At 68.8% G+C, this 22,297-nt stretch carries 17 protein-coding genes; 3 read left to right on the top strand and 14 right to left on the bottom strand.

The annotated features are described in order from the left end of the window. Positions 1 to 6: 6 nt before the first annotated feature. The 4 genes from ACQPYM_RS07685 to ACQPYM_RS07670 all read right to left on the bottom strand — a co-directional run bounded on the left by ACQPYM_RS07685 (position 7) and on the right by ACQPYM_RS07670 (position 5,095). Entirely contained in the window at positions 7 to 1,215 is a 1,209-nt protein-coding gene (locus tag ACQPYM_RS07685) for a GNAT family N-acetyltransferase (protein WP_433017019.1), read from the bottom strand. Positions 1,216 to 1,302: 87 nt separating this feature from the next. Then, a complete protein-coding gene (locus ACQPYM_RS07680; protein WP_433017016.1) occupies positions 1,303 to 3,060 on the bottom strand; it encodes a proprotein convertase P-domain-containing protein in 1,758 nt (585 codons plus the stop codon). A 111-nt stretch (positions 3,061 to 3,171) separates the two neighbouring features. Continuing rightward, the gene (locus tag ACQPYM_RS07675) at positions 3,172 to 4,077 is read right to left on the bottom strand and encodes an XRE family transcriptional regulator (RefSeq protein WP_433017014.1); all 906 of its coding nucleotides are present in this window, start codon (positions 4,075 to 4,077) and stop codon (positions 3,172 to 3,174) included. 55 nt (positions 4,078 to 4,132) lie between these two features. After that, positions 4,133 to 5,095 (bottom strand): GNAT family N-acetyltransferase, encoded by a 963-nt coding sequence (locus tag ACQPYM_RS07670; RefSeq protein WP_433017011.1) that lies wholly within the window; start codon positions 5,093 to 5,095, stop codon positions 4,133 to 4,135. A 140-nt stretch (positions 5,096 to 5,235) separates the two neighbouring features. Between ACQPYM_RS07670 and ACQPYM_RS07665 the strand changes: the two genes are divergently transcribed. Continuing rightward, on the top strand, positions 5,236 to 6,309 hold the full coding sequence (locus tag ACQPYM_RS07665; protein ID WP_433017008.1) for a CobW family GTP-binding protein: 1,074 nt from the start codon (positions 5,236 to 5,238) through the stop codon (positions 6,307 to 6,309). A 14-nt stretch (positions 6,310 to 6,323) separates the two neighbouring features. Here ACQPYM_RS07665 and ACQPYM_RS07660 read toward each other — a convergent pair whose 3' ends face one another. Next, complete coding sequence (locus ACQPYM_RS07660) at positions 6,324 to 7,088, bottom strand: HpcH/HpaI aldolase family protein (protein WP_433017005.1); 765 nt, start codon at positions 7,086 to 7,088, stop codon at positions 6,324 to 6,326. 45 nt (positions 7,089 to 7,133) lie between these two features. After that, positions 7,134 to 7,829 carry a maleylpyruvate isomerase N-terminal domain-containing protein gene (locus ACQPYM_RS07655; protein WP_433017003.1) on the bottom strand — a complete coding sequence of 232 codons (696 nt, stop codon included), beginning with the start codon at positions 7,827 to 7,829 and terminating at the stop codon, positions 7,134 to 7,136. 63 nt (positions 7,830 to 7,892) lie between these two features. Between ACQPYM_RS07655 and ACQPYM_RS07650 the strand changes: the two genes are divergently transcribed. Further along, positions 7,893 to 9,092, top strand: coding sequence for a hypothetical protein (locus ACQPYM_RS07650; RefSeq protein ID WP_433017000.1), 1,200 nt, complete (start codon positions 7,893 to 7,895; stop codon positions 9,090 to 9,092). 10 nt (positions 9,093 to 9,102) lie between these two features. On the opposite strand, the gene ACQPYM_RS07645 is transcribed toward ACQPYM_RS07650, so the two are convergent. Both ACQPYM_RS07645 and ACQPYM_RS07640 read right to left on the bottom strand, forming a co-directional pair. After that, positions 9,103 to 10,632: an acyl-CoA carboxylase subunit beta gene (locus tag ACQPYM_RS07645; protein ID WP_433016997.1), complete on the bottom strand. Its 1,530-nt coding sequence runs from the start codon at positions 10,630 to 10,632 to the stop codon at positions 9,103 to 9,105. A gap of 237 nt (positions 10,633 to 10,869) precedes the next feature. Next, positions 10,870 to 12,036 carry an acyl-CoA dehydrogenase family protein gene (locus ACQPYM_RS07640; RefSeq protein WP_433016994.1) on the bottom strand — a complete coding sequence of 389 codons (1,167 nt, stop codon included), beginning with the start codon at positions 12,034 to 12,036 and terminating at the stop codon, positions 10,870 to 10,872. A gap of 73 nt (positions 12,037 to 12,109) precedes the next feature. Between ACQPYM_RS07640 and ACQPYM_RS07635 the strand changes: the two genes are divergently transcribed. Further along, a complete protein-coding gene (locus tag ACQPYM_RS07635) occupies positions 12,110 to 12,502 on the top strand; it encodes a MerR family transcriptional regulator (protein ID WP_433016991.1) in 393 nt (130 codons plus the stop codon). A gap of 131 nt (positions 12,503 to 12,633) precedes the next feature. Here ACQPYM_RS07635 and ACQPYM_RS07630 read toward each other — a convergent pair whose 3' ends face one another. From ACQPYM_RS07630 to ACQPYM_RS07605, 6 genes are read right to left on the bottom strand one after another with little or no spacing between them, the layout of a single operon-like run. Next, positions 12,634 to 13,356: a sirohydrochlorin chelatase gene (locus ACQPYM_RS07630; RefSeq protein WP_433016988.1), complete on the bottom strand. Its 723-nt coding sequence runs from the start codon at positions 13,354 to 13,356 to the stop codon at positions 12,634 to 12,636. Then, positions 13,353 to 14,477, bottom strand: a complete 1,125-nt coding sequence (locus ACQPYM_RS07625) for a uroporphyrinogen-III synthase (RefSeq protein WP_433016985.1) — start codon at positions 14,475 to 14,477, stop codon at positions 13,353 to 13,355. Before ACQPYM_RS07625 ends, ACQPYM_RS07630 begins: the two co-directional genes overlap by 4 nt. Next, the gene (gene nirD / locus ACQPYM_RS07620) at positions 14,470 to 14,802 is read right to left on the bottom strand and encodes a nitrite reductase small subunit NirD (protein WP_433016982.1); all 333 of its coding nucleotides are present in this window, start codon (positions 14,800 to 14,802) and stop codon (positions 14,470 to 14,472) included. The genes ACQPYM_RS07625 and nirD overlap by 8 nt, the downstream gene beginning before the upstream one ends. Next, entirely contained in the window at positions 14,799 to 18,701 is a 3,903-nt protein-coding gene (nirB, locus tag ACQPYM_RS07615) for a nitrite reductase large subunit NirB (protein WP_433016979.1), read from the bottom strand. The genes nirD and nirB overlap by 4 nt, the downstream gene beginning before the upstream one ends. Further along, positions 18,698 to 20,809, bottom strand: coding sequence for a molybdopterin oxidoreductase family protein (locus ACQPYM_RS07610; RefSeq protein WP_433016976.1), 2,112 nt, complete (start codon positions 20,807 to 20,809; stop codon positions 18,698 to 18,700). Before ACQPYM_RS07610 ends, nirB begins: the two co-directional genes overlap by 4 nt. After that, positions 20,806 to 22,188 carry an MFS transporter gene (locus ACQPYM_RS07605; protein ID WP_433016973.1) on the bottom strand — a complete coding sequence of 461 codons (1,383 nt, stop codon included), beginning with the start codon at positions 22,186 to 22,188 and terminating at the stop codon, positions 20,806 to 20,808. The genes ACQPYM_RS07610 and ACQPYM_RS07605 overlap by 4 nt, the downstream gene beginning before the upstream one ends. Positions 22,189 to 22,297 lie beyond the last annotated feature (109 nt).

Genomic DNA, 22,297 nt, shown 5'->3' with positions numbered 1-22,297 from the left:
ACCAGGTCAGAATCCGGTGTCCAGCCAAGGCAGCCGCGGTGACAGAAATGCCCGCGAGGCCACGGCCAGCGCGCCCTCGGTCCGCTCCTCCACCAGGCCCGCCGCGCCCAGCAGACCGAGCGACGGCCGGCCCAGGTACGCCGTACCGAGCTCGCGTACGCCGAGCACCAGATCCGGGCTCCGGTCGGTCTTCTCGCAGGTAGCGCCGCCCGGGCCACCCGCCAGGTGCCAGGAGCCGGCGTTCCAGGGCAGGAAGTCGTCCTCGACACCCAGGACGACGTCGAGCTCCTCGGCGTACGTGCGCGCGGCCAGCGCCTTGCCGACATCCGCCACCCGGCCCCAGAGCCCGTCCAGCGTTGTCGCGTTCGCCGCGCGTGGGTCGACCAGCAGCATCAGCAGCGGGTCGTCGGACGGCAGGTGCTCGTACCTCGTCTCGCCCAGCAGGTCGGGGTCGAGCAGGAACTGCCAGAGCGCGACATGGGCGGCCACGTCGGCCGAGTGCACCCGGACCACGTCGACAAAACCCTTGTCGGTACGCCGGGTGCGGTAGTGGGTGTAGCCGACCAGCTCACCGTCCCGCTCGGCCAGCACACACCGGACCGGCGAAGCACCCTGGAGCCGGGCCGTCACGTTGTCGTGGGTGACGTAGTACTGGAAGTTCTCGTCGTGCTGGAACATGCCCGGCCGGGTCTTCGCCTCGGCGTTGTGGAACGCACTGGTCTGCGCCAGCGACTCCTGCGGATCGGCGAACCGGAGCCGGACGTCCTCGACCCCGGCGACCTTGCGCAGCTCGCGGGAGGTGCGCTTGATGGTCACCTCCTGGTGGTCGGAGGCCAGCCCGTACCCGAAGCGGCCGTAGATCACCGGCTCGCTGGCGGTCAGCACGGCCAGCGGCTCCCCTGCCTCGTACAGGTCGGTCAGCTGGCGGCGCATCAGGTCGCGGAGGATGCCGCGACGGCGATGGGTCGACAGGACGCCGACCATCGTCACGCCCGCCGCCCGCACCTGACCGCCTGGCACCGTCAACTCGAACCCGAAGGCTCCGGTGTGCCCGACGACGTCCTTCCCGTCGGTCGCCGCGACGGAGCGGTCGCGTTCCCAGACCCGGGCCTCCGTCTCCAGTTGAGCGTCGCTCCAGGGCGCCGAGAAGGCCAGGTCGATGACCTGCCGCAACTCGTCCCACTCACCGTCGAACCGCCCGATCTCGATCGTCATACCCCCTCCCTATCAGACCGGACCAGACCGCCGCCGGGAATTTCCGGGGGGTCCGGCCGGCTGTCCCCAGGCCGGCCGGAGCCCTGATCAGAGGGTGATCGACCAGTTGGTGAGGGTCCCGCTGTCGCCGGGGCCGTTGTCGCCGATGCGGAGGTTCCAGGTGCCGGCGGCGTTCTCGGTGCCGACCGGCGTCACCGTGTAGGTCTTGCTGGCCGGCAGCGGGTGACAGGTGCTGCCGCCGTACCGCTGCAGGTAATACCAGCGGCCGCTCGGGGAAACCACGCTGATGTTCAGGTCCTCGAGGCAGCTGTGGTTGCCTTCCACGGTCACCTTGAACGGACTCGCGGCCCGGCCGGTCGCGGTCGAGCGGATCGGGCTGACCGTGGTCTGGAAGTCGCGGATCGGATAGTCGGTGCCGTTGGCAAACGTCCGGCCGCCACCCGGATCACCCGGCTGGGTCCGAGCCGTCACGGCCGGACTCGCCGCCGACTTGTTGCCTGTGGCATCTTTCCCCTGGATGGTGAAGGAGTAGCCGGTGTCCGGGGTGAGCCCGGACACGGTGGCCGTCGTACCGGCGACCGTGGTGGCCAGCGTGCTGCCGTTGTAGACGTCGTACCCGGTGACTCCGACGTTGTCGGTGGCAGCGTCCCAAGCCAGCGAGACGCTGCTGGACGTCGTACCGGTGGCTCGCGGGTTGCCCGGCGTGCTCGGTGCTTCCGTGTCGTCACTTGGGGTGCCGGTCAACAGAGTGAGGTTCCACTTGGTGAGGGCCTCGTTGACCGGCTGGAAGATGGAGTTGTCGTCGTTCGCCACACAGTTGCTGTTGCCGCCCGAGTGCAGGCCGATCGCCTTGTCGCCGCGCAACCAGGCGCCACCCGAGTCGCCGCCCTGGGAGCAGGCGTCGGTCGTGGTCAGGCCGTCGATCACCACGTTGCCGTAGTCGATCGACTGGTTCACCGTCCGGACCTTGCCGCATTCGAAGTTCGGCGCGGTGTTGCCGGAGTGGCAGACGGTGTCGCCGACGATCGCCTCGGCCGAACCACTGACCTTGACGGCCGGCTGCCCCCAGGTGTTGACGTTCGGAGAGATCGTCCAGCCGCTCTCGGTCACCGCCACCACGCCCATGTCGCCTTCGCGGGCGTTGACGCTGCGGCTGCCACCGACGTTCGACGTACCGAGCTTGTTGCTCTGACCACTGGCCCCGTACGCCGCCTGGTTCGCGTCGTTGGCGCAGTGGCCGGCGGTCAGGAAGTGCTTGTTGCCTTGGGCATCCGTCGCCGGGAAGCCGACCGAGCAGTTGCTCTCACTCCCCGGCCACCACGGATCTCCCGGGTTAACCTCACCGGCTTGCTGCCGGAAGTTCGTCGCGACCTGGACGACCTGTACTCCGTCGCCGAGCCCGCGCAGCGCGCCGTACGCGCCGCGCGCCTTCACCACCACCTTGTTGCTGACCGGGTCGATTCCCCAGCTCTGCAAGCCTTTCCCGCGGTCGGCCCGGGTGATCTTGTCGACCTTGGCCAGCAGCTCCTCCAACTGGGCCTGGCTGCGCGTGACGAGCTTCGGTGTTGCGCCCGCCTGCCGCACCCTGGCGGCCTCCTGCTCGTTGATCACCGCAACCATCAGCTTGCCGTCGGCAATCCAACGGCCGGCCTGATTGGGGGACTTCGGCAACTTGCCGGACAACTGATGCAGCACTGCTTGTTGGTCCAGCGGCTTGTTGCCATTGGCCTGCTCTGCACCGCGTGACTGCTGCTGGTCCGCACTCGCCGGGCCGCCGACGATGACCAGGGCCGCGACCGCGGCGATCACCGCGGCTCCGCCGACCGTCATTCTGCGCCTTTTCATCGGTGTTCTCCTTGAATTCGCACATCGAGGGGTTGGGGCGACCCTAGGAACGAACTCACGACGCCGATATGCGCCGACTGTTTTCACAATTAAGGCTTCAGCCTTAACACTTCACTTGGCCGGCCAGTTCCAGCGGAAGCCGTAGCGGCCGGGCCCGAAGTTCAGCGCGACACCGTGCACCGATGCCTGCGGTTCCACCTGGACGGCGAGCTCGTCGGCCTCGTCCAGCCGGGAATAACGCTCGCAGCCGACCGGGAGCCGATCCGGATCGAAACAGATCTCCAGCACGAACTCGCGGACCGGCAACCGGAATTTCCGCTCGTAGTTCGTGGCCGGCGGATACGGCGCGGAATTCACCAGTTCGTGCTCGGTGATCACCGTCTCGCCTTTGCGCAACGGCCGGTCGAACAGCAATTCCGCGACCAGCAGGCCGTCCGCGGGACGCAGTACGGTGCGACCGAGCCGGCAGTGCCGCAGCGGGCGGATCTCGGGCAACACGCGGTCGTGCTCGTCCACGTGCATGATCACCACCCAGCGGTCCGGCCCGTCCGCCTCGGCGCGCAGTACCTGGCGTGAGTGGTAGGACCGCTCGCCGCCGTCGGGGCCGACGTACACGCGGTCGTGCTGACTGATCCTGGTCAACCGCTCGTCCCACCTGATGTCGACCTCGCTGACCGCGTCCTCGACCGCGTCGGGTCGCGGCCAGAACGCCGCCACCTCCGGCGGATCGGGCACCGTGCTCAACCACCGTCCCCGCCTGCGCGGTGGACCCAGCGAGTCCATCAGCGTCCCGGCCGGTAGGTCGAGGACGGTCTCCAGCAACTGAACCGCGGCCAGCGAATCCCGACGCTCCGGACGGGACCGCCCGGACTGCCAATAGCTGAGGGTGGCCAGACTCACCGAGATTCCCTGCACCCGCAGCCGATCGCGAATCCGCTCGAGTCCCAGTCCACGGGCCTGGATGGCCGCGCGAAGAACCCGAGCGAACTCGCTGTCCGCCTGCAGTGGCTCCGGCATGGTTCGCACCCTAATGACGGAGGTCCACCCGCGGAAGGCATCACACCTTTAACAGTTAACTGGTACTGAGCGTGCGGCGCAGACCGTCCATCACCAGGGTCGGAGCCATCCCGACGGACTCGTAGAGCCTCAGCGCCTTTGACGGGTTGTTCGTGTCGACGTGCAGGATCGTCCCCGCCCGCCCGGCCGCCGCGTCGAGAGCGAAGGAGTCGCGGAGCAGGAAGGTCGCCAACCCACGGCCACGGAACTCCTCGACGACGCCGAGCCCGGCGAGGTGACCACAGTTGTCGCCCTCGATGAACTCGTCGCCGCAGGTGCGGAACGCCACCGCCCGGCCCTCGATCTCCAGCAGGGTGAGCTGGGACCAGGCGAAGGTCGACTTGGCCTCGAGAGCCTGCACCCACTCGTCGTGCGGGCGGGGCACGAAGCCGAACTGGCCGTGAAACGCGGCCAGGATGACCTCGTGAGCCGTCCAGCGACTCGCGTCGTCGAAGGCACCACGGCGAATCGTCAACCCCGCGGGCAACGCCGGAGCGGCGACCGGTCCGGCGTGGTCGATCCGCATCCGGAAGTACGTCGTACCGAGGGCGAACTCGTTCCCGGACAGCAATGCCCGCAGCGGCTCGTCGTCGTGGTGGACCCACACGTCCACGGTGATCTCGGCGTGGCCCTCGGCCCGCCCCATCGCCGTCGCGCGCCGCATCGTCCGCTCGTAGAGCCAGGCCGCCACCGACGGCTCCGGCGACGTCACCTCGATCTCGACGAAGGCGTGCTTCCCCTTCGCGAACGCGGTCCCATAGCCGACCGGGGCATCGTCGCGACCGAGCACCAGGAAGCCGTCCGTACTCCGCCCGAACCCGGGCTCGACGATCTTCTCCGCGACCTCGTCCAGCGTACAGTCGGCGAACCCGACCACTGTCGTGTTGTAGGCCGAGATGAGATCAAAGATCCCTTCGGCATCGGTCGTCTCGGGAGCGCGGACACGGAACCCGTCCGGCAGAACGGCAGCAGCCGTCATCGCTCACTTTCACAGTTTTTTGTCATACCTACCCGATGCGCCCGATCCGCCAAAGGTTGCGTTCCCACCACCCCGCCGGCCCCGGCGCCGGCCGCACCCCGGCACTGGACTGATGAAAACGATTTTCATATACTCGGGCCATGGCCGCCCCTCGCACCACGCCGTTGACCCTGTTGACCGGGCTTTCCACCACGCTGCGCGAACCCGTCCTGGCCACCATGGTCGACGCCACCACCGTGGCCGTCGTGGTGGAGCAGGACGAGCTGCGGCAGCGTGGGGTGCTGACCTGGCGGGTGTTCGACCAGGGCGGTCCGATCGACTCCGGTGAGTTCACCGTCGACGACGACTGCGGCGCCTGCCAGCTGATCGAGTCGCTCCTGCCGCTCTTGGAGACCCTGACAGCGCGCGGTCACTGGCGCCACGTCGTACTGGCTGCTCCGCCGGCGATGGAGGCGCGGTCGCTGGCCAGTGCTCTGGTCGCCACCATGCCCGAGGTGCGGGTCGACACGGTGACGTGCGTGGTCGACGCCGTGCTGCTGGTCGAGCAACTGTCCGGTGACGAACTGCTGGAAGAGCGCGGTCTTGCCCTCGGACTGCCCGACCGGCGCAACGTGGCCGAGTTGACCGCACGGCAGATCGAGTACGCCGACGTCTGCGTGCTGGCGAACGCTCATCGCAGTAAGGCGCCGGAGCGGTTGCACCACCTTCTCCAGCACCTGAACCCGCGTACGACGGTCGTCGCCGCCGACCCCGCCGGAGTACCGGCTGAGCCTGTCGCGCACCTCGGGCGGTTCGATTTCGACGCGGCGGAGGCATGGGCGGGCGAGTTGGCGTCGGCATCGCGTCTGCAGCCGAGCGGCGATGGCGTCACCACGGTGCTGTGGCGGTCGAGCCGTCCGCTGCATCCCGCGCGTCTCAACGAGGCTTTGGAGGACATCGTCGACGGTGTCGTTCGCAGCCGGGGCATCGTCTGGCTCGCCAACCGGCCGACCCAGCGGGTGCGCTGGGAATCGGCCGGCTACAGCGCATCGCTCGGCACGCTCGGCGAATGGGCCGACACCGAACACCTCGCCGAGTGCACCGTCGTCGCGACCGGTGTCGGCCTGGATCCGGCTCGCCTGCAAGCCGTCCTCGACGCCTGCCTGCTGACGGAATCCGAGCTGGCCGGCCTCGACTGGCAGTCCCTGGACGACCCCTTTGCCGGAGTGCTCTGAGGTTGAGTTGCGGCTCAGTCGCGAGCGGCGGCGAGGTGCATGGCCGCGGCCGCCTGCAGGTGATCGAGATCCGATGACACCGTGGCGAAGGTGAACCCCTCACTCAATCGTTGCCGCGCCTCCGTACCGCTGTGCGTATGGATGCCCGCGGCAACACCCGCCGCAGCCGCGGTACGGGCGATCAGCTCCACGGCGGCATCGAACGTCTCGGCCACGTCCGGATCGCCCGGATACTTGCCGCCGACAGCCAGCCGCAGATCAGACGGACCCACGTAGATCCCGTCCAGCCCAGGCGTCGCGCAGATCCCGGCGACATTCTCCAGCCCCTGCCGAGTCTCGATCATCGCCAGTACGACGGTCGCCGCGTCGGCCTCCGCCGGCACCGGACCGATCCGCAAACCCGACCGAGCCGGCCCATAGGACCGTACGCCGTTCGGTGGGTACCGCGCTGCCTCCACCGCCCGCAACGCGTCCTCAGCCGTGTCGACCAGCGGCACGATCACGCCGGCCGCACCGGCATCCAGGGCCCGCCCGATCGGCGTCGGGTTGTTCGCCTCGACGCGCACCAACCCCGCCGTACCGTTGCCAGCGGCATCGATCGCGATCAGGCCGTCCAGCAGGCCGCGAGAGTCGATCAATCCGTGCTGTCCGTCCAGTACGACGTAGTCGTAGCCCGTCAGCGCGATCCGCTCGGTCGCCGCGGGCGCGTCCAGCATCACCCAGTACCCGAGCGCGACCTGCCGGCTCCTGAGCCGATCGGCAAAATCCTTCGACGACATCCTGTCCCTCTCAGCTCAGCTGCAACGGTTCACGGGTCCGCGATCTCAGCCGAGCAACGGCAGCCGGGAAGCGTGGTCGCCCAGCAACTCCAGGTCGTCCTCGGTGAGCGGCAGCCGCCCGGTTGCCTTCAGCACGTACGTGGTCGTGTCCCACTGGATCACATCCCAGGCCTCCGGGCCGAACAGCCCGTCCAGAGTGCGGGCAGTCACCTGCAATCCTTCCGGATCGGGTTCAGGTGCCTCGGGCAACTCCAGGGTCAGGTCGAGGTGATGCACCGTTGCCTCCAGCACCAGTGTCGCGACGAAGTCGGCGGCCCGTAGTACATGACCCTGCGTCTCGACCTTGTGCCCCTTCTCGGCCAGTGCCACCACCGCCGCCCGAGCCGCCGCACCCGACACCTCGGCCCAATGCTCGACCAGCTTGCTCGACGGCCGGTACGCCGACGCGACCGCGCCCCAGAAGCTCACTTCGCCAGGATCACCGGCCGGGGTGTTCCGCCAGTACGACACGAAGTCCCGATCCGGCTCCCCCGTCGACGGAGTAGCGAACGCAACCAGCGCCCGCTCGGCGTCGTACAGGAGGTGGACGAGCAGCGCTCCGACGGTCATCCCCTCGCAGCGTGTCGGCCGCTCGAAATCGGCATCACTCAAACCCCGCGCGACCTGTGTCAACCGCCCATAGGTCCGCCCGAGCGTCGCCGCCAACCCCAACGGCAACGCCCCATGCTCAGGAGCCTTCATACTACGAACCTAAACCCACCCCAGGGCATCCGTCCTGGTCGCCGATCCCGAATGGGTACTGCTGTGAGGATTCCTTTCACCGTCCGGCCCGGCGCGACCGGCGTACCGATCGACTGGGCTGCCGTCGAGGCCCGGCTCGGGTTGCGGCTTCCGACTGACTACAAGGAGTTGGCGTCGGCGTACGGGCCGCTCGATATCGGGGAGTTCATCTGGCTCCACGTGCCCTGCGTGCAGGAGGGCCGGTTCGACTACGGCGACTGGCTGAAAGAGACCCACCGGCACTGCCGGGCCCTGTCCCGCAAGGTGCCGCCGCACACGCCTCCACCCTTTCATCCCCAGCCCGGCGGCCTGCTCGCCTGGGGCACGACGCGACGCTCCACCTACCTGTTCTGGGACACCTCGGCGGCGGATCCTGATCAGTGGCCGGTGGTGGCCTACGACAGCGACGCCGGCCAGGCGGGGAAGAACCCGTGGCAGAACTTCGGCCTGCCGCTGCTGGACATGCTCGAGGCGACGCTCCGGACCGGACTCGAACTCCCGCCGGCCTACGACGAGTCGGTCTTCCACCGCGGCGATCGACGGCTCGGCCCACTGCCACCCACCGCCCAACGGACTGCCTTCCTCCCCAACCCAGAGTCCTGGACGCCTTCCCCGCCGCCGCCCGCGGAGGATCCGGTACGGCGTACCGCGCTGACCGTCGGCTCCGGGCTGACGGCGGTCCGGCAATTGGTTCCGCCACCCACCGATCCGTATCTCGGGGACGGCAGCTGGGAGGAGCTGTTCGGGCAACTGGGGACCCGGCTCCCCGCGCAGTACGTGGAACTGCTGGAGACCTACGGTTCGGGCAGCTGGTCGTCCTGGCTCAACTTCTTCTCGCCGCTGCCCGCCAACACTCCCGACCCGCAGCACGCCTTCCGCGGTCTGCCGGTCTTCGCGACCGAGATTCTCGACATCTACCGGGAGCTGCGAGCCGCTCATCCGGAGTTCCAGCCGCTCGCCGTCTGGCCGGAGCCCGGCGGCTTCTTCCCCTTCGCCGAGTCGGTCGACGGCGATGCTCTCGGCTGGCTGACGATCGGCTCGCCCGACGACTGGCCGCTGATCGTCTACCCGCGCCACTACGACCAGGGCCCACCGCTCACCACCGACCTGTTCGACACCCTGCTCGGCTGGCTCCGCGGTGGCGCTGCGCCCGAATCGTTCCCGAAGCTGGACCCCGATGACGATCCGCTGGAGTACGCCACGTTCGAACCGTGGCGGCCCTAGATCGGCGGTACTAGACCGGCGGTACGCCGTGCCTGCGGGTGCTGAAGTGGCGGTTTTTGGTTTGGGCTGCGGCTAGGCGGGCTATCAGGTCGTCGCGGAGGTTCTCCGGTTCGACGATCGCATCGATGACCAGGTCGGCGGCCAGCCGGAGGATGTCGATGTCGGTCTCGTACTCCTCGCGCAGCTTGGAGACGTACTCGACCCGCTCGCCCTCGTCGGCGATCTCCTGGATCTTGTTGTAGTAGACCGCGTTGATCGCGGCCTCGGGACCCATCACCGCGATCTTGGCCGTCGGCAGCGCGATACACGCGTCCGGCGAGAACCCCGGTCCGCACATCGCGTAGAGCCCGGCGCCGTAGGCCTTCCGGACGATCACCGACACCGTCGGCACCGTCGCCTCGGACACCGCGGTGATCATCTTCGCGCCGTGCCGGATGATGCCGGCCCGCTCGACCTCCGAGCCGATCATGAAGCCCGGGACGTCGCACAGGTACACCAGCGGGATGTTGAACGCGTCGCACAACCAGATGAACCGGGCCGCCTTGTCCGCCGAGTCGACGAACAGCACGCCACCTTTGACGGCCGGCTGGTTGGCCACGATCCCGACCACCTGCCCGGCGAGCAGCCCGAACCCGGTGACGAGCTCCGGCGCGTACGACGGCTTGAGCTCGAAGAACGTCTCGGCATCGAGCAACGCGTCGATCACGTCGTGGATGTCGAACCCGACACTCTCCTCCACCGGCACCAGGTCGCGGGTGAAGTCGCGGCCGGCCGGCGCGGCGTCGTACGACGGAGGCTGGGCCTGCCACGAGCCGGGGACGTAGGAGAAGTACTGCTTGGCGAGGTCGATCGCCTCGGCGTCGTCGCCGGCCAGCAGGTCGCCGCAGCCGGACACACTGGTGTGCATCCGGGCGCCGCCCATCTCCTCCAGCGTCACCTTCTCGCCGACCACCATCTCGGCCATCCGGGGCGAGCCGAGGTACATCGAGGCGTTGCCGTCGACCATGATCACCAGGTCGCAGAACGCCGGGATGTACGCGCCACCCGCGGCGGACGGGCCGAACAGGCAGCAGATCTGCGGCACCTTGCCGGACAGCGCGACCTGGTTGTGGAAGATCCGGCCCGCGCCACGCCGGCCCGGGAACAGGTCGACCTGGTCGGTGATCCGCGCGCCGGCCGAGTCGATCAGCCAGAAGATCGGCAACTCGTCACGCAGCGCGACCTCGGTGATCCGGACGATCTTCTCAACCGTCCGGGCACCCCACGACCCGGCCTTCACGGTCGGATCGTTCGCCACCAGCAACGCCGGCCGCCCGTCGACCAGCGCGCGCCCGGTGACAACGCCGTCCGCGGGCAGCCCAGGGTTCAGCGCGTTGGCCAACTGCGCGTCCTCGACAAAACTCCCCTCGTCGACAAGCAGCGCAATCCGGTCCCGGACATAAAGCTTGTTCTGCGAAGCCAGCTTGGCCGCCGCTTTTTCAGGCGGCCCCAACGTCGCCTCACGCGCAACCTTGACCTCGGTCCAGTGATCGCGACTCATGAAACCTCCAACCCTGAAAAGGCGAGTATGACAAAGGTCATCGTGCCTCCCCCCACCCTTGACCGATGAGGTGAGGACGCCCGGTCATCGGGCCTCCCGATCTGGACTGAGGAGCGGAGGAGCGAAGCGACGGAGCGACGAGGGAAGATCGGGAGTTAAGCCCGATGACCCGCCGAGCCGAAGGCGAGGCCAAAAGCACAGCAATCCTGTTGCTCAGTCGACCGGCTACCCACTCAATCATTCGACGGGTAGACCAAGGCCGCGGGCGATCAGCATGCGTTGTACTTCGGAGGTGCCTTCGCCGATTTCCAGGATCTTGGCGTCGCGGTAGAAGCGGGTGACCGGGTACTCCTCCATGAAGCCGTAGCCGCCGAAGACCTGGGTGGCGATCCGGGTCGCGGTGACCGCGGACTCGGTCGCGTAGAGCTTGGCGACGGCCGCCGCCTGCTTGAACTCCTTCATCGGAGCACCCGCGTCCTTGAGCGCCGCGGCCCGGTAGACCAGCAGCTCGGCCGCGTCCGCCATCACCTTCAGGTCGGAGATCTGGAACGCGACACCCTGCTTCTGCCCGATCGGTACGCCGAACGTCTTGCGCTCCCCGGCGTACTGGACCGACATCTCCAGACACGCCTTGATGCAGCCCAGGGCGACCGCGCCGATCGCGACCCGGCCGTCGTCGAGGGTGGCGAGGAACTGGCCGAACCCCTTGCCGCGCTCACCCAGCAGGTTCGCCTCGGGCACCCGGCAGCCCGCGAACGACAGCGGGTGGGTGTCCGACGCGTGCCAGCCGAGCTTGTCGTACGCCGCCTCCGCCACGAACCCCGGCGTACCGGTGGGGACGATGATCGTGGAGATCTCCGGTCGCCCGTCGGCCTTCTCGCCGGTGCGGGCCGTGACGGTGACGAGGGAGGTGATGCTGGAGCCGGAGTTGGTGATGAACTGCTTCGACCCGTCGATCACCCACTCGCCGTCCTCGAGCACGGCCCGGGTCTTGGTGGCGCCCGCGTCGGACCCGGACTCGGGCTCGGTCAGGCCGAAGCCGGCCAGCTTGCGCCCGGCGACCAGGTCGGGCAGCCAGGTCTGCTTCTGCTCGTCGGTGCCGAAGGTGAGGATCGGGTTGATCCCGAGCCCGACCGCCGCCTCGAGCGTGATGCCCATCGACTGGTCGACCTTGGAGATCTCCTCGATCGCGACACACAGGCTGGTGAAGTCGCCGCCCGACCCGCCGAACTCCTCCGGCGCGGTCAGCCCGAACAGCCCGAGCTGACCCATCTTGTGGACCACCTCGACCGGGAAGTAGTGCTTGCGGTCCCACTCCGCCGCGTGCGGGGCGATCTCGGCCTGGGCGAAGTCCCGCACGCTGTGGGCGAACTCGCGGTGCTCTTCGGACAGCTCGTACGACATGAACGACTCCTGGGCCTCGTGATTGACGCTTACGTAAACGTAAAGCACGATGGGCTGCATGCACAATATCCAGGTGACAGCGGATCCGCAGACCTGGACGATCGCCGAACTGGCCGCCGAGTACGACGTCACCCTGCGCACGATCCGCTTCTACGAGGACAAGGGCCTGCTCACCCCGGAGCGCCGCGGCACCGTGCGCGTCTACCACGCCCGCGACAAGGTCCGCCTCGGCCTCATCCTGCGCGGCAAACGCCTCGGCTTCAGCCTCGACCAGATCGCCACCATCGTCGACATGTACGACGCCGAACCAGGCGAGGAGGGCCAACTGGCTTACCTCCTCGACCAGATCGGCCACCGCCGCGCAGAACTCGAACAACGCCGCCGCGACATCGACGAAACCCTCACCGAGCTGGCCGAGGTAGAACGCCGCTGCCAAGCCGACCTCGAAACCCTCCGCACCAAGTGACCGGCGCGGACGGCTGTGCACGCAGGACCCCAGGAGAAACCGGCGACACGCCGAGGTAAGCGCTTGCTGGGTGAGGTGGTGCGTGCGTGGCCGTCCGCATCACCAGTCGTCGGCCTCCACCCGGCCGGGAGTTAGCCAGCGGACGCGGCCACCGTGTGAGCGGTCGCCAGGGCCTCGTCGTAGCGGCGAAGCGCCAGGGCTGCCACGCGGAGGTCGGCGCCTACGGGGGCGCTGACCGGGAGGTCGCCGGCGATGCGGCGGACTCGGTCGGCGAAGAAGCCGGGGGCGAGCAGGTAGGTGGCCACAGCCAAGCGCTCGGTACTGCGGACTGCCTGGCGGGTGCGGGTGAGGACGGTCCCGAGGCGTTCGCCGGCGCCTGAGACGTAGCCGACCTCCACCGGGCGGTCGATGCGTTCGGCGAGCATCGCGGCCGTCGCCGAGCAGTCGAGCAACGCCCGCCGATCCGAAGACCCAGCAGCCGCCATCACCACCCGGTCGACCCGACGCAGGTCGGTGCAAGCACGCAACCGATCAACCAGTACGTCGGCCAGCGCCGGATCAGGCCCCAACGCCGGAGCGGCCTGCACCTGATACGGACGACGCTCAGCCTCCCGGGCGATGTCGACCGCCGTGTGATACCCACTGCTCAACAGCAACGGCACGATCACCGCATGGTTGCTATCAGCAACAACCCGGTCGACCAACGCAGGCAACGCGGGCACATCGACATCGACAAAGCCCAACGACATCGGCACCGACGGCCGCAACGACGCCATCAGCCGGACCAGCGAGTGCACCTCGCGGATGCCCCGCGGATCCGCCGTCCCATGGGCCGCCGCCACCAGGTCGATCATGTTGCTGCTCCCACCGGTTCGACCGCCAATCGGTATCCGCGGCGCACGACCGTCCGGACCAGTTCCGGGCGACCCACCGCAGTACGCAATCTGTTCACCGTCACCTCCACCGCATGGACGTCTTCGGCACCCGGCAGCACGGCCAGTAGATCAGGCCGCGAGACCACGTCTCCGCCGGCCGCCACCAGGGCCGCCAGCACCGCTCGGGGACCAGGACCGAGCGGCAGCACCTCACCATCGAGTACCGCGGCGCCACCGCGGATGACCAGTTGACCGAAGGCTGTCTCGATCGAGCGGGCGTTGTCGTCCGTCAGCCGGTCGGTGACGATCCGGATCAGCGCACCGAGCCGGAACCGATCCGGCACCAACGGCTCCAACCCCAGCGCCACGAACGGTGCCGCCGTGATCGGCCCTACGCATCCGTTCAGCACCCGACCGGTCCGCAACGCCGAGACCAGCGCGTCGTACTGGCCGGTCAGCGAAGCGGCATCCAGCATCGCCTGAGCGCCCGGCGCAGACGTGTGCACGACGGCATCCACCCCACCGGAACAGATCTGCCCGATCATCCGCTCGACAGCCGCCGGGTCGGGCGCGGGACCCCAGCGATAGACCTCAAGCCCACGCACCGAGGCACCCACAGACCGCAACTCATCTTGCAACGCAGGATCGGACAGCCCATGCAGCTGTACGACGATCTTGCGCCCCTCGACCCCTTGGTCGCGCAGCCACTCGACGACCTCCGCAGTCGTCTCCGAGCGCGCCGACCAGTGCTCGACCAGCCCGGCCGCCCGGATCGCTCCACGCGCCTTCGGTCCACGCGCCAGCAGCCGCGACTGCTCCAGGGTGCTGAGCAGGTCGGCAGCCAGCCCGACCGTGTCCGCCGCCTCGATCCACCCCCGGAACCCGACCGCCGTCGTCACCACCACGTCGTCCGGCGGGTTCGCGATCACCCGCCGCGTTGCCTCGAGCAACGGCTGGTCGTCAGCGGCCGGCACGATCTGCAGGGTCGGCGCGTGCACCACCTTCGCGCCCCGGCGCTCGAAGGACGCGATCAGGTCCTCCGCCCGCCGGTGCGCGGTGACGGCGATCGTGCAGCCGCTGAGTGGGCCAGGCTTAGTCACCGACAATCACCTGTCCGTCGGTGACCCGGACCGGATAGACCGTGAGCACCAGCGACGGGTCGTCGAGGCACACGCCGGTCCGCAGATCGTAGACCTGCTTGAACATCGGCGACGCCACCGTCGGTACGTCGCCGCGGTTGCCGACGATGCCGCGCGACATCACGTTCGCGCCGCTGACCGGGTCGGTGTTGCTCAAGGCAAACACCTGCCCGTCGTAGGTCCGGAACAGCGCGATCTGCCGATCCCCGATCAGGGCGGCGACACCTCGTTCGGGCAGCAGCGCGTCGAACCCGCACACCACCACAGCTGTCGTCGAAACGGTCATCGGCGTACCTCCAGTCGGGGACCGGCGAGCAGGACCGGTTCCAGTTGTCCGCGTTCTGCCGGGGTCGCCGGCCGCGGCTGATTGCGTTCGACCACGTAGCGCAGGTCGGCGTCGGGCTGGTCGGGCGCGTTGACGAACGACACGAACCGGGCCAGCTTGTCCGGGTCCTGCAAGGTGGCCTGCCACTCGTCGACGTAGGAGTCGACGTGGGCGGCCATCGCCGCGTCCAGGTCGGCCGCGATCCCGAGGCTGTCGTTGAGCACGACGTCCTTGACGTGCTCCAGACCGCCCTCGATCTCGGTGATCCAGACCGCCGTCCGCTGCAGCCGGTCGCCGGTCCGGATGTAGTACATCAGGAACCGGTCGATTGCCTGCAGCAACTGCTCGTCGGTCAGGTCGGAGGCGAGCAGCTGCGCGTGCCGCGGGGTCATGCCGCCGTTGCCGCCGACGTACAGGTTCCAGCCGTTCTCGGTCGCGATGATGCCGACGTCCTTGCCGCGCGCCTCGGCGCACTCCCGCGCACAACCGGAGACACCGAGCTTGAGCTTGTGCGGCGAGCGCAGCCCGCGATAGCGCAGCTCCAGCGCGATCGCCATCCCGACGGAGTCCTGTACGCCGTACCGGCACCAGGTCGAGCCGACACACGACTTCACCGTCCGCAGCGACTTGCCGTAGGCGTGTCCGGATTCGAACCCGGCGTCGACCAAACGCTTCCAGATCGCCGGCAACTGCTCGATCCGGGCGCCGAACAGGTCGACCCGCTGGCCGCCGGTGATCTTGGTGTAGAGCCCGAAGTCGCGCGCGACCTCACCGATCGCGATCAGGCCTTCCGGGGTCACCTCACCGCCGGGGATCCGCGGGACGACGGAGTACGTGCCGTCCTTCTGGATGTTGGCCATCACGTGGTCGTTGGTGTCCTGCAGCGTCGCGCGCTCGCCGTCGAGCACGTGCCCGGCCGGGTCGAGGCTGGACAGGATCGACGCGACCACCGGCTTGCAGATGTCGCACCCGCGTCCCGATCCGTGCCGCTCGACGATCTCGCTGAACGTCCGCAGCCCGGTCACCCGGACGACGTCGAAGAGCTCGGCCCGCGACAACGCGAAGTGCTCGCACAGCGCCTTGCTCACCTCGACACCGGCGGCAGCGAGTTCGGTGTTCAGGATGTTCTTGACGATCGGCAGGCACGAACCACAGCTCGTCCCGGCCTTCGTCTTGCTGCACAGCGACTTCAGATCGCCACAGCCCTCGTCCCGGACCGCGCAACGAATGGTGCCAGCGGCAACGTTGTTGCAGGAGCAGACCGGCGCGTCGTCAGGCAGCTCCAGCTGGACCGGCCCGGAGCCCTCGGGCAGCAGGTACGACGCTGGGTCGCCGCCGAGCTCGCGTCCGACCATCGGCCGCAGCCCCGAGTACGCCGACGCGTCGCCGACCAGGATGCCGCCGAGCAGGGTGCGCGCGTCATCGGAGAGGACGAGCTTCTTGTACACGCCGGCCACCGGATCGGCGTACACGATGTCGAGGGCGCCCTCGGTGGTGCCGAAGGCGTCGCCGAAGCTCGCGACGTCGACGCCGAGCAGCTTGAGCTTGGTCGAGGTGTCCGCGCCGGGGAAGGTCGCTTCGCCTCCGAGCAGCCGGTCGGCGACGATCTCGGCCATCGCGTACCCCGGAGCGATGAGGCCCCAGACCCGGTCCTCGATGCAGGCGACCTCACCGATCGCCCAGACGCCCGGCACGGAGGTGCGGCAGCCCTCGTCGACGACAACACCGCCACGCTCGCCGATCTGCAGACCGGCGGCCCGGCCCAGCTCGTCCCGCGGCCGTACGCCGGTCGCGAACACGACCACGTCGGCCGGCAGGTCCTTGCCATCGGCAACCGCCATCGCCTTGGCCGCACCCTGCGAAGTGGTCTTCACCTTGGTGGTCTGGGTCGAGGTCAGCACCTCGATGTCGAGGTTGCGGATCAGCCGGGCCAGCGCGCTGCCGCCGCCCTCGTCGACCTGAAGCGCCATCAACCGCGGAGCGAACTCGACCACCTTCGTGGTCGCGCCGAGCGCCCGGAGCGCACCGGCCGCCTCGAGGCCGAGCAGACCGCCACCGACCACGACGCCGTTGACGTCCTTGCCCTCGGACCGCAGCCGCTCGACATACACCCGCAGTGCGGCGACATCGTCGATGGTTCGGTAGACGAAGCATCCGACCGCGTCGCTGTTCTTGATCGGCGGCACGAAGGCGTACGAGCCGGTCGCGAGCACCAGTTCGTCGTACTCGATGACCTCGTCGCGGGAGGTCCGGACGGTCTTCGCGTCGGTGTCGAGCGCGGTGACCTGGACGCCCTTGCGCAGGGTGACGGCCGGGTCGTCCCACAGTTCGGGGTCGCCCAGGGAGAGGTCGTGCGGGTCGCGGCCGGAGAAGTAGCTGGTCAGCGCCACCCGGTCGTACGGCATCCGCGGTTCTTCGGCCAGCACGGTGATCCGCCACGCGATGTCGGCGTCGCGGGACCGCAACGCCTCCACCAGCCGGTGCGCGACCATGCCGCCACCGACGATCACCAAGTGCCGGGCCTTCTTCAGCTCTGTCATGGTCGCCCTTCTGGTCGGGACGGGTTCACTCTCGCCGCGCTGGAGCCGGTCGAGCAGGTTGCCGACGGCACCGATACAGCTGCCGCAGCCCGTTGTCGCCCTGGTCTTCGCCGCGATGCCGGCCACACTGTCGGCACCGCCTTGCCACGCCGCTTCGATCGCGGCTCTGGTCACTCCGTTGCACCGGCAAACGGTCAGGTTCTTCTGCTTGGGCGGCTCCGGTGCCGCCAGCAACGAGGTCGCTTCCACCGGAGTCCGCCGGTCGCTGAGCAGTACCAGCTCGGCGGCTACCTCGGGAGCGTTGACGGCGACCGCCGCCACCACGATGCCGTCGTTCAGAACGGCCCGCACGTAACGCTGCCCGTCCTCGAGTCGAACGACCTCTCCGTCGGCATCGCGCTCGCCGAGAGCCAGTACGTCGAGCCCGCCGGCCGTCAGCCGCAGTACCTCCGGGTCCGGCTCGTACTGCGTCCCGTGGCGCAGGTGGTCGGCCAACGCGGCCGCCTGCTCCCAGGCGGAGTCGACGGTGCCGGTACGCCGTCCGTCGATCACCGCGCAGTCGCCGATCGCGTGCACTCGTGGGTCGTCGGGGCTGGTCAGCGTGTGGTCGACGACGATTCCATCAGCGACTCGCAGCCCGGCCGCGGCGGCGAGGTCGGTGCGCGGCTTCACGCCGCAGGTCGCGATCAGGAGCTCACCGAAGACCGCACGGCCGCCCGAAAGCTGCAGAGCCTTGAAAGCCCCGTCCTTCACCGTGCTGCTGACCACCTCGGTGTTGAGCAGCACCTCGATGCCGAGCTCACGAACCGAACGGGTGATGGACCGTCCAGCAGTCGGCCGGACCACCTTGTCCAGCAGCGTCGCACCGTCGTGCACCAGCGTGACCGCGACTCCGCGCTCACGCAGAGCGCAGGCAGTCTCGACGCCCAGCACCCCACCACCAAGCACGACAGCCCGCCGAACCCGCTCAGCAGCCTCGACAACGCCGACCGCATCAGCAGCAGTACGAAGCGTCCAACCACCGACAACCTTCGCCGGCACAACAGCCTCAGCCCCGGTAGCAAACACCAACCGGTCATAGCTGAACCGCTGCCCGTCATCAGCAACTACAACCTGCGCACGCCGATCCACCGCGACAACCCGCGCCGTCGCAACGTCGTCGACGGTGGGTTTGCCAGCACGGCCCGCTACATACTCGGTCAGGCGAGTGCGGTTGTAGTGCGGCTCATCGCCCAGCACCACCACGTCGTACTCGGTCAGCTCGGCCGCCAGGCGCGTGCCCGCCATGCCGCCACCGATGATCACTACCCGTTCGGTCATGCCGACCACCCCGCCAGCGGTACTGCGTCGGCGCTCAGCTCGACCGCGCACACCTTGAACTCCGGCATCCGCGAGATCGGGTCGAGCGCATCGTTGGTCAACTCGTTCACCGCACCGTCACCACCGAAGTGGAACGGCACGAACACCGTGTCCGGCCGGACGTCGCTCGTCACCCGCGCCGCGAGCACCATCGAGCCGCGGGCCGTCCGCAACCGCACCGGCCGCCCGTCCGCGATCCCGAGCTGCGCCGCCACCCGCGGGTGAATCTCCGCGAACGCCTCGGGCTCAGCCGCCGCCAGTTCCGCGACCCGCCGCGTCTGCGCACCGCTCTGGTAGTGCTGCAACAACCGCCCGGTCACGAGGTACAACGGAGCCTCGGCCCGCAAGTCGTCCGCGACCGGCCGGTGATCGACAGCGATCACCCGAGCGCGCCCGTCAGGCGTACCGAAGCGATCTGCGAACAGGCGCGGCGTACCGGCGTGATCCTCCGACGGGCACGGCCAGAAGAGCGCTTCGCCGGCGTCCAGCCGCTCCCAGCTGATGCCCGCGTAGTCCGCGATTCCGCCTGCGCTCGCAACCCGCAGCTCCTCGTAGATCTCAGCGGGATCGGTGGAGAAGGCAACCTCCGGCCGCAACCGCTCGGCCAGTCCACCGAAGACCGCCAAGTCGCTTCGCACCAAACCAGGGGGTGCGACCGCCTGGCGACGCCGCAGTACGCGACCCTCGAGCGAGGTCATCGTGCCCTCCTCCTCGGCCCACTGGGTGACCGGGAAGACGACATCCGCCAGCATCGCGGTCTCGGACGGTACGACGTCCGCCACGACCAGCAGGTCGAGAGAGGCGAGCCGCTCCCGCACCGACGCCAGCCGAGGCGCCGAGACCAGCAGGTTGCTCCCGTGCACGAACAACGCGCGCGGGCCGTCCGTAGTACCGAGTGAGTTGATCAGCTCGACGGCGCTCCGCCCAGGACCGGGCAGGTCGTCCGGCGAGACTCCCCAGACTCCAGCGACGTACTCGCGCGCCGCCGGGTCGGAAATACTCCGGTACCCCGGCAGTTGGTCGGCCTTCTGGCCGTGCTCCCGTCCACCTTGCCCGTTGCCCTGACCGGTGATGCAGCCGTAGCCGTTGCCGACCCGACCGGGCAGGCCGAGCGCCAACGCCAGGTTGATACAGGCCGTGACCGTGTCGGTGCCCTTGCTCTGCTGCTCGGCCCCACGCCCGGTCAGGATGAACGCGCCCTTCCCACCGTGAACCGGCGCAGCAGCAGCCAGCACCCGAGCCGCCTGCCGAATAGTCCCAGCCGGTACGCCGGTAACGCGCTCCGCCCGCTCCGGCCACCAACCCGCCGTCGAGCGGAACAACCCATCCGGGTCATCCGTCCGCTCGGCCAGGTACTCGGTGTCGGCCAGGTTCTCCTGCAGTACGACGTGCGTGAGCGCCAGCACCAAGGCGAGATCCGTCCCCGGCGTCGCCTGAAGATGAATCCCGGCCAGCTCAGCCGTCGCGCTCCGTCGCGGATCGACAACCAGCAACCCACCGGCCTCGCGAGCCGCGGCAAGATGCGCGACCGCCGGCGGCATCGTCTCGGCAAGGTTGCTGCCGACCAGCAAGATCGCGCCCGCGCCGCCCAGATCCTCCAACGGGAAGGGCAAGCCGCGATCGATGCCGAAGGATCGGTTCGTCGCGGCGGCCGCGGACGACATACAGAACCGGCCGTTGTAGTCCACGTTCGAGGTGCGCAATACGACCCGGGCGAACTTGCCCAGGGCATAGGCTTTCTCGTTCGTCAGCCCGCCGCCACCGAACACGGCGACCGAGTCGTTGCCGTGGGCACCCTGCAACTGCTGGATGCGCGAGGCAACGAAGTCCAGCGCCTCGTCCCAGCTGGTCTCGACCAGGTCGCCCGACTCGTTCCGCACCAGCGGCTTCGTCAGGCGATCAGGCACCGTCAGCACCTCGGCCGCGGTCCAGCCCTTGCGGCACAGTCCGCCACGGTTCGTGGGGAATTCCCGCGGCTGCACCTCGACCGCACCCGGCCTCCCGGCCGGGTGCAGAGTCGTGGCGCACTGCAGGGCGCAGTACGGGCAATGAGTGGCGACTGAGGTCACACGCGCTCCTGGCTGAGCGGGCCACCCCGACGCAGGTAGCAGAAGTAGGTGACGGCGAGACAGACCACGTAGAAGCCGCAGAAGGTGTAGAGCGCCGGGACGAGCGATCCGTACTGCTCGTTGGACATCGCGAACCCGCGCGGTACCAGGAAGCCGCCGTACGCGCCGACCGCCGAGGCGATCCCGATGCAGGCCGCCGCCTCGCGCCGGGCCCGGGGCAGTTCCGGCTTGCCGTCGAGATCGAGCGTCGTCTGCCGGAAGACTGCCGGAATCATCCGGTACGTCGAACCGTTGCCGGCCCCGCTGGCCACGAACAGGACCAGGAAGCTGAGCAGGAACCAGACGAAGCTGCCCGCGTTGAGGGCGGCGATCGCGGAGAGGATCCCGGCGCCCATCACCACGAAGGCGCAGACCGTCACCCAGGCGCCGCCGACCAGGTCGGCCAGCTTGCCACCGAACGGCCGGGACACCGAGCCGACCAGCGCGCCGAGGAAGGCGATGTGCGCCACCGTGATCTCGGGGAATGAGTGCTTGATCAGCAGCGGGAAGGCCGCGCCGAAGCCGATGAAGGAGCCGAAGGTGCCGATGTAGAGGAACGAGATGACCCAGGTGTGCGGCCGCTTCGCCGCCGCGATCGAGGCGCGGAAGGACGAGGTCGCCGCGGTCAGGTTGTCCATCGTCTTCCAGGCCAGAACGGCGGCCAGCAGGATCAGCGGGATCCACATCAGCCCGGCCCGGTTGAGCGTGAGCCCGGCGCCGGCGACGATCACGATCGGTACCAGCAGCTGCACGACGGCGACGCCGAGGTTGCCGCCGGCCGCGTTCAGGCCGAGAGCGAAGCCCTTGTCCCGCTCGGGGTAGAAGAAGGAGATGTTGGTCATGCTGCTGGCGAAGTTTCCGCCGCCGACGCCCGCGGTGGCCGCGACCAGCGCCATCAGCCAGAACGGGGTGTCCGGCCGGCTGACGAAGAAGGCCAGGCCGGAGGCCGGGATCAGCAGCAGCAACGCGGACACGATGGTCCAGTTCCGGCCGCCGAACTTCGGCACCGCGAACGTGTAGGGCAGCCGCAGCGTGGCGCCCACCAGGCTCGGGAGCGCGATCAGCCAGAACATCTGGTTGGTCGTGTACGCGAAGCCGGCCGCCGGCAGCGAGACGACGACGATGCTCCACAGCTGCCAGACCGAGAAGCCCAGGAACTCGGCGAAAATCGACGGCCACAGGTTGCGCCGGGCGACCTTCTTACCCTTCTCCGCCCAGAAGGTGGCGTCTTCGGGGTCCCAGACATCGATCCAGCGACCGCGCCTGGGCGCTTCGACAGTACCCACTGCCCCGGCCCGGTCGCGGGGAGTGACGACCTCCGGTCCAGCCTCGAGCGTCATCCTGGTTCTCCGATCATTTGACCTCACTGATTAGGCCAGGACGCTATGACCGGGGTGTTTCCGAGCGGTCATTTAGTTGTTACGCCGTCGAAACGGCTCCCGCACACCT

The sequence above is a fragment of the Kribbella sp. CA-294648 genome, assembly GCF_050943845.1.
Taxonomy (GTDB): domain Bacteria; phylum Actinomycetota; class Actinomycetes; order Propionibacteriales; family Kribbellaceae; genus Kribbella.
This window is presented reverse-complemented; position numbering and strand designations above follow the sequence as displayed.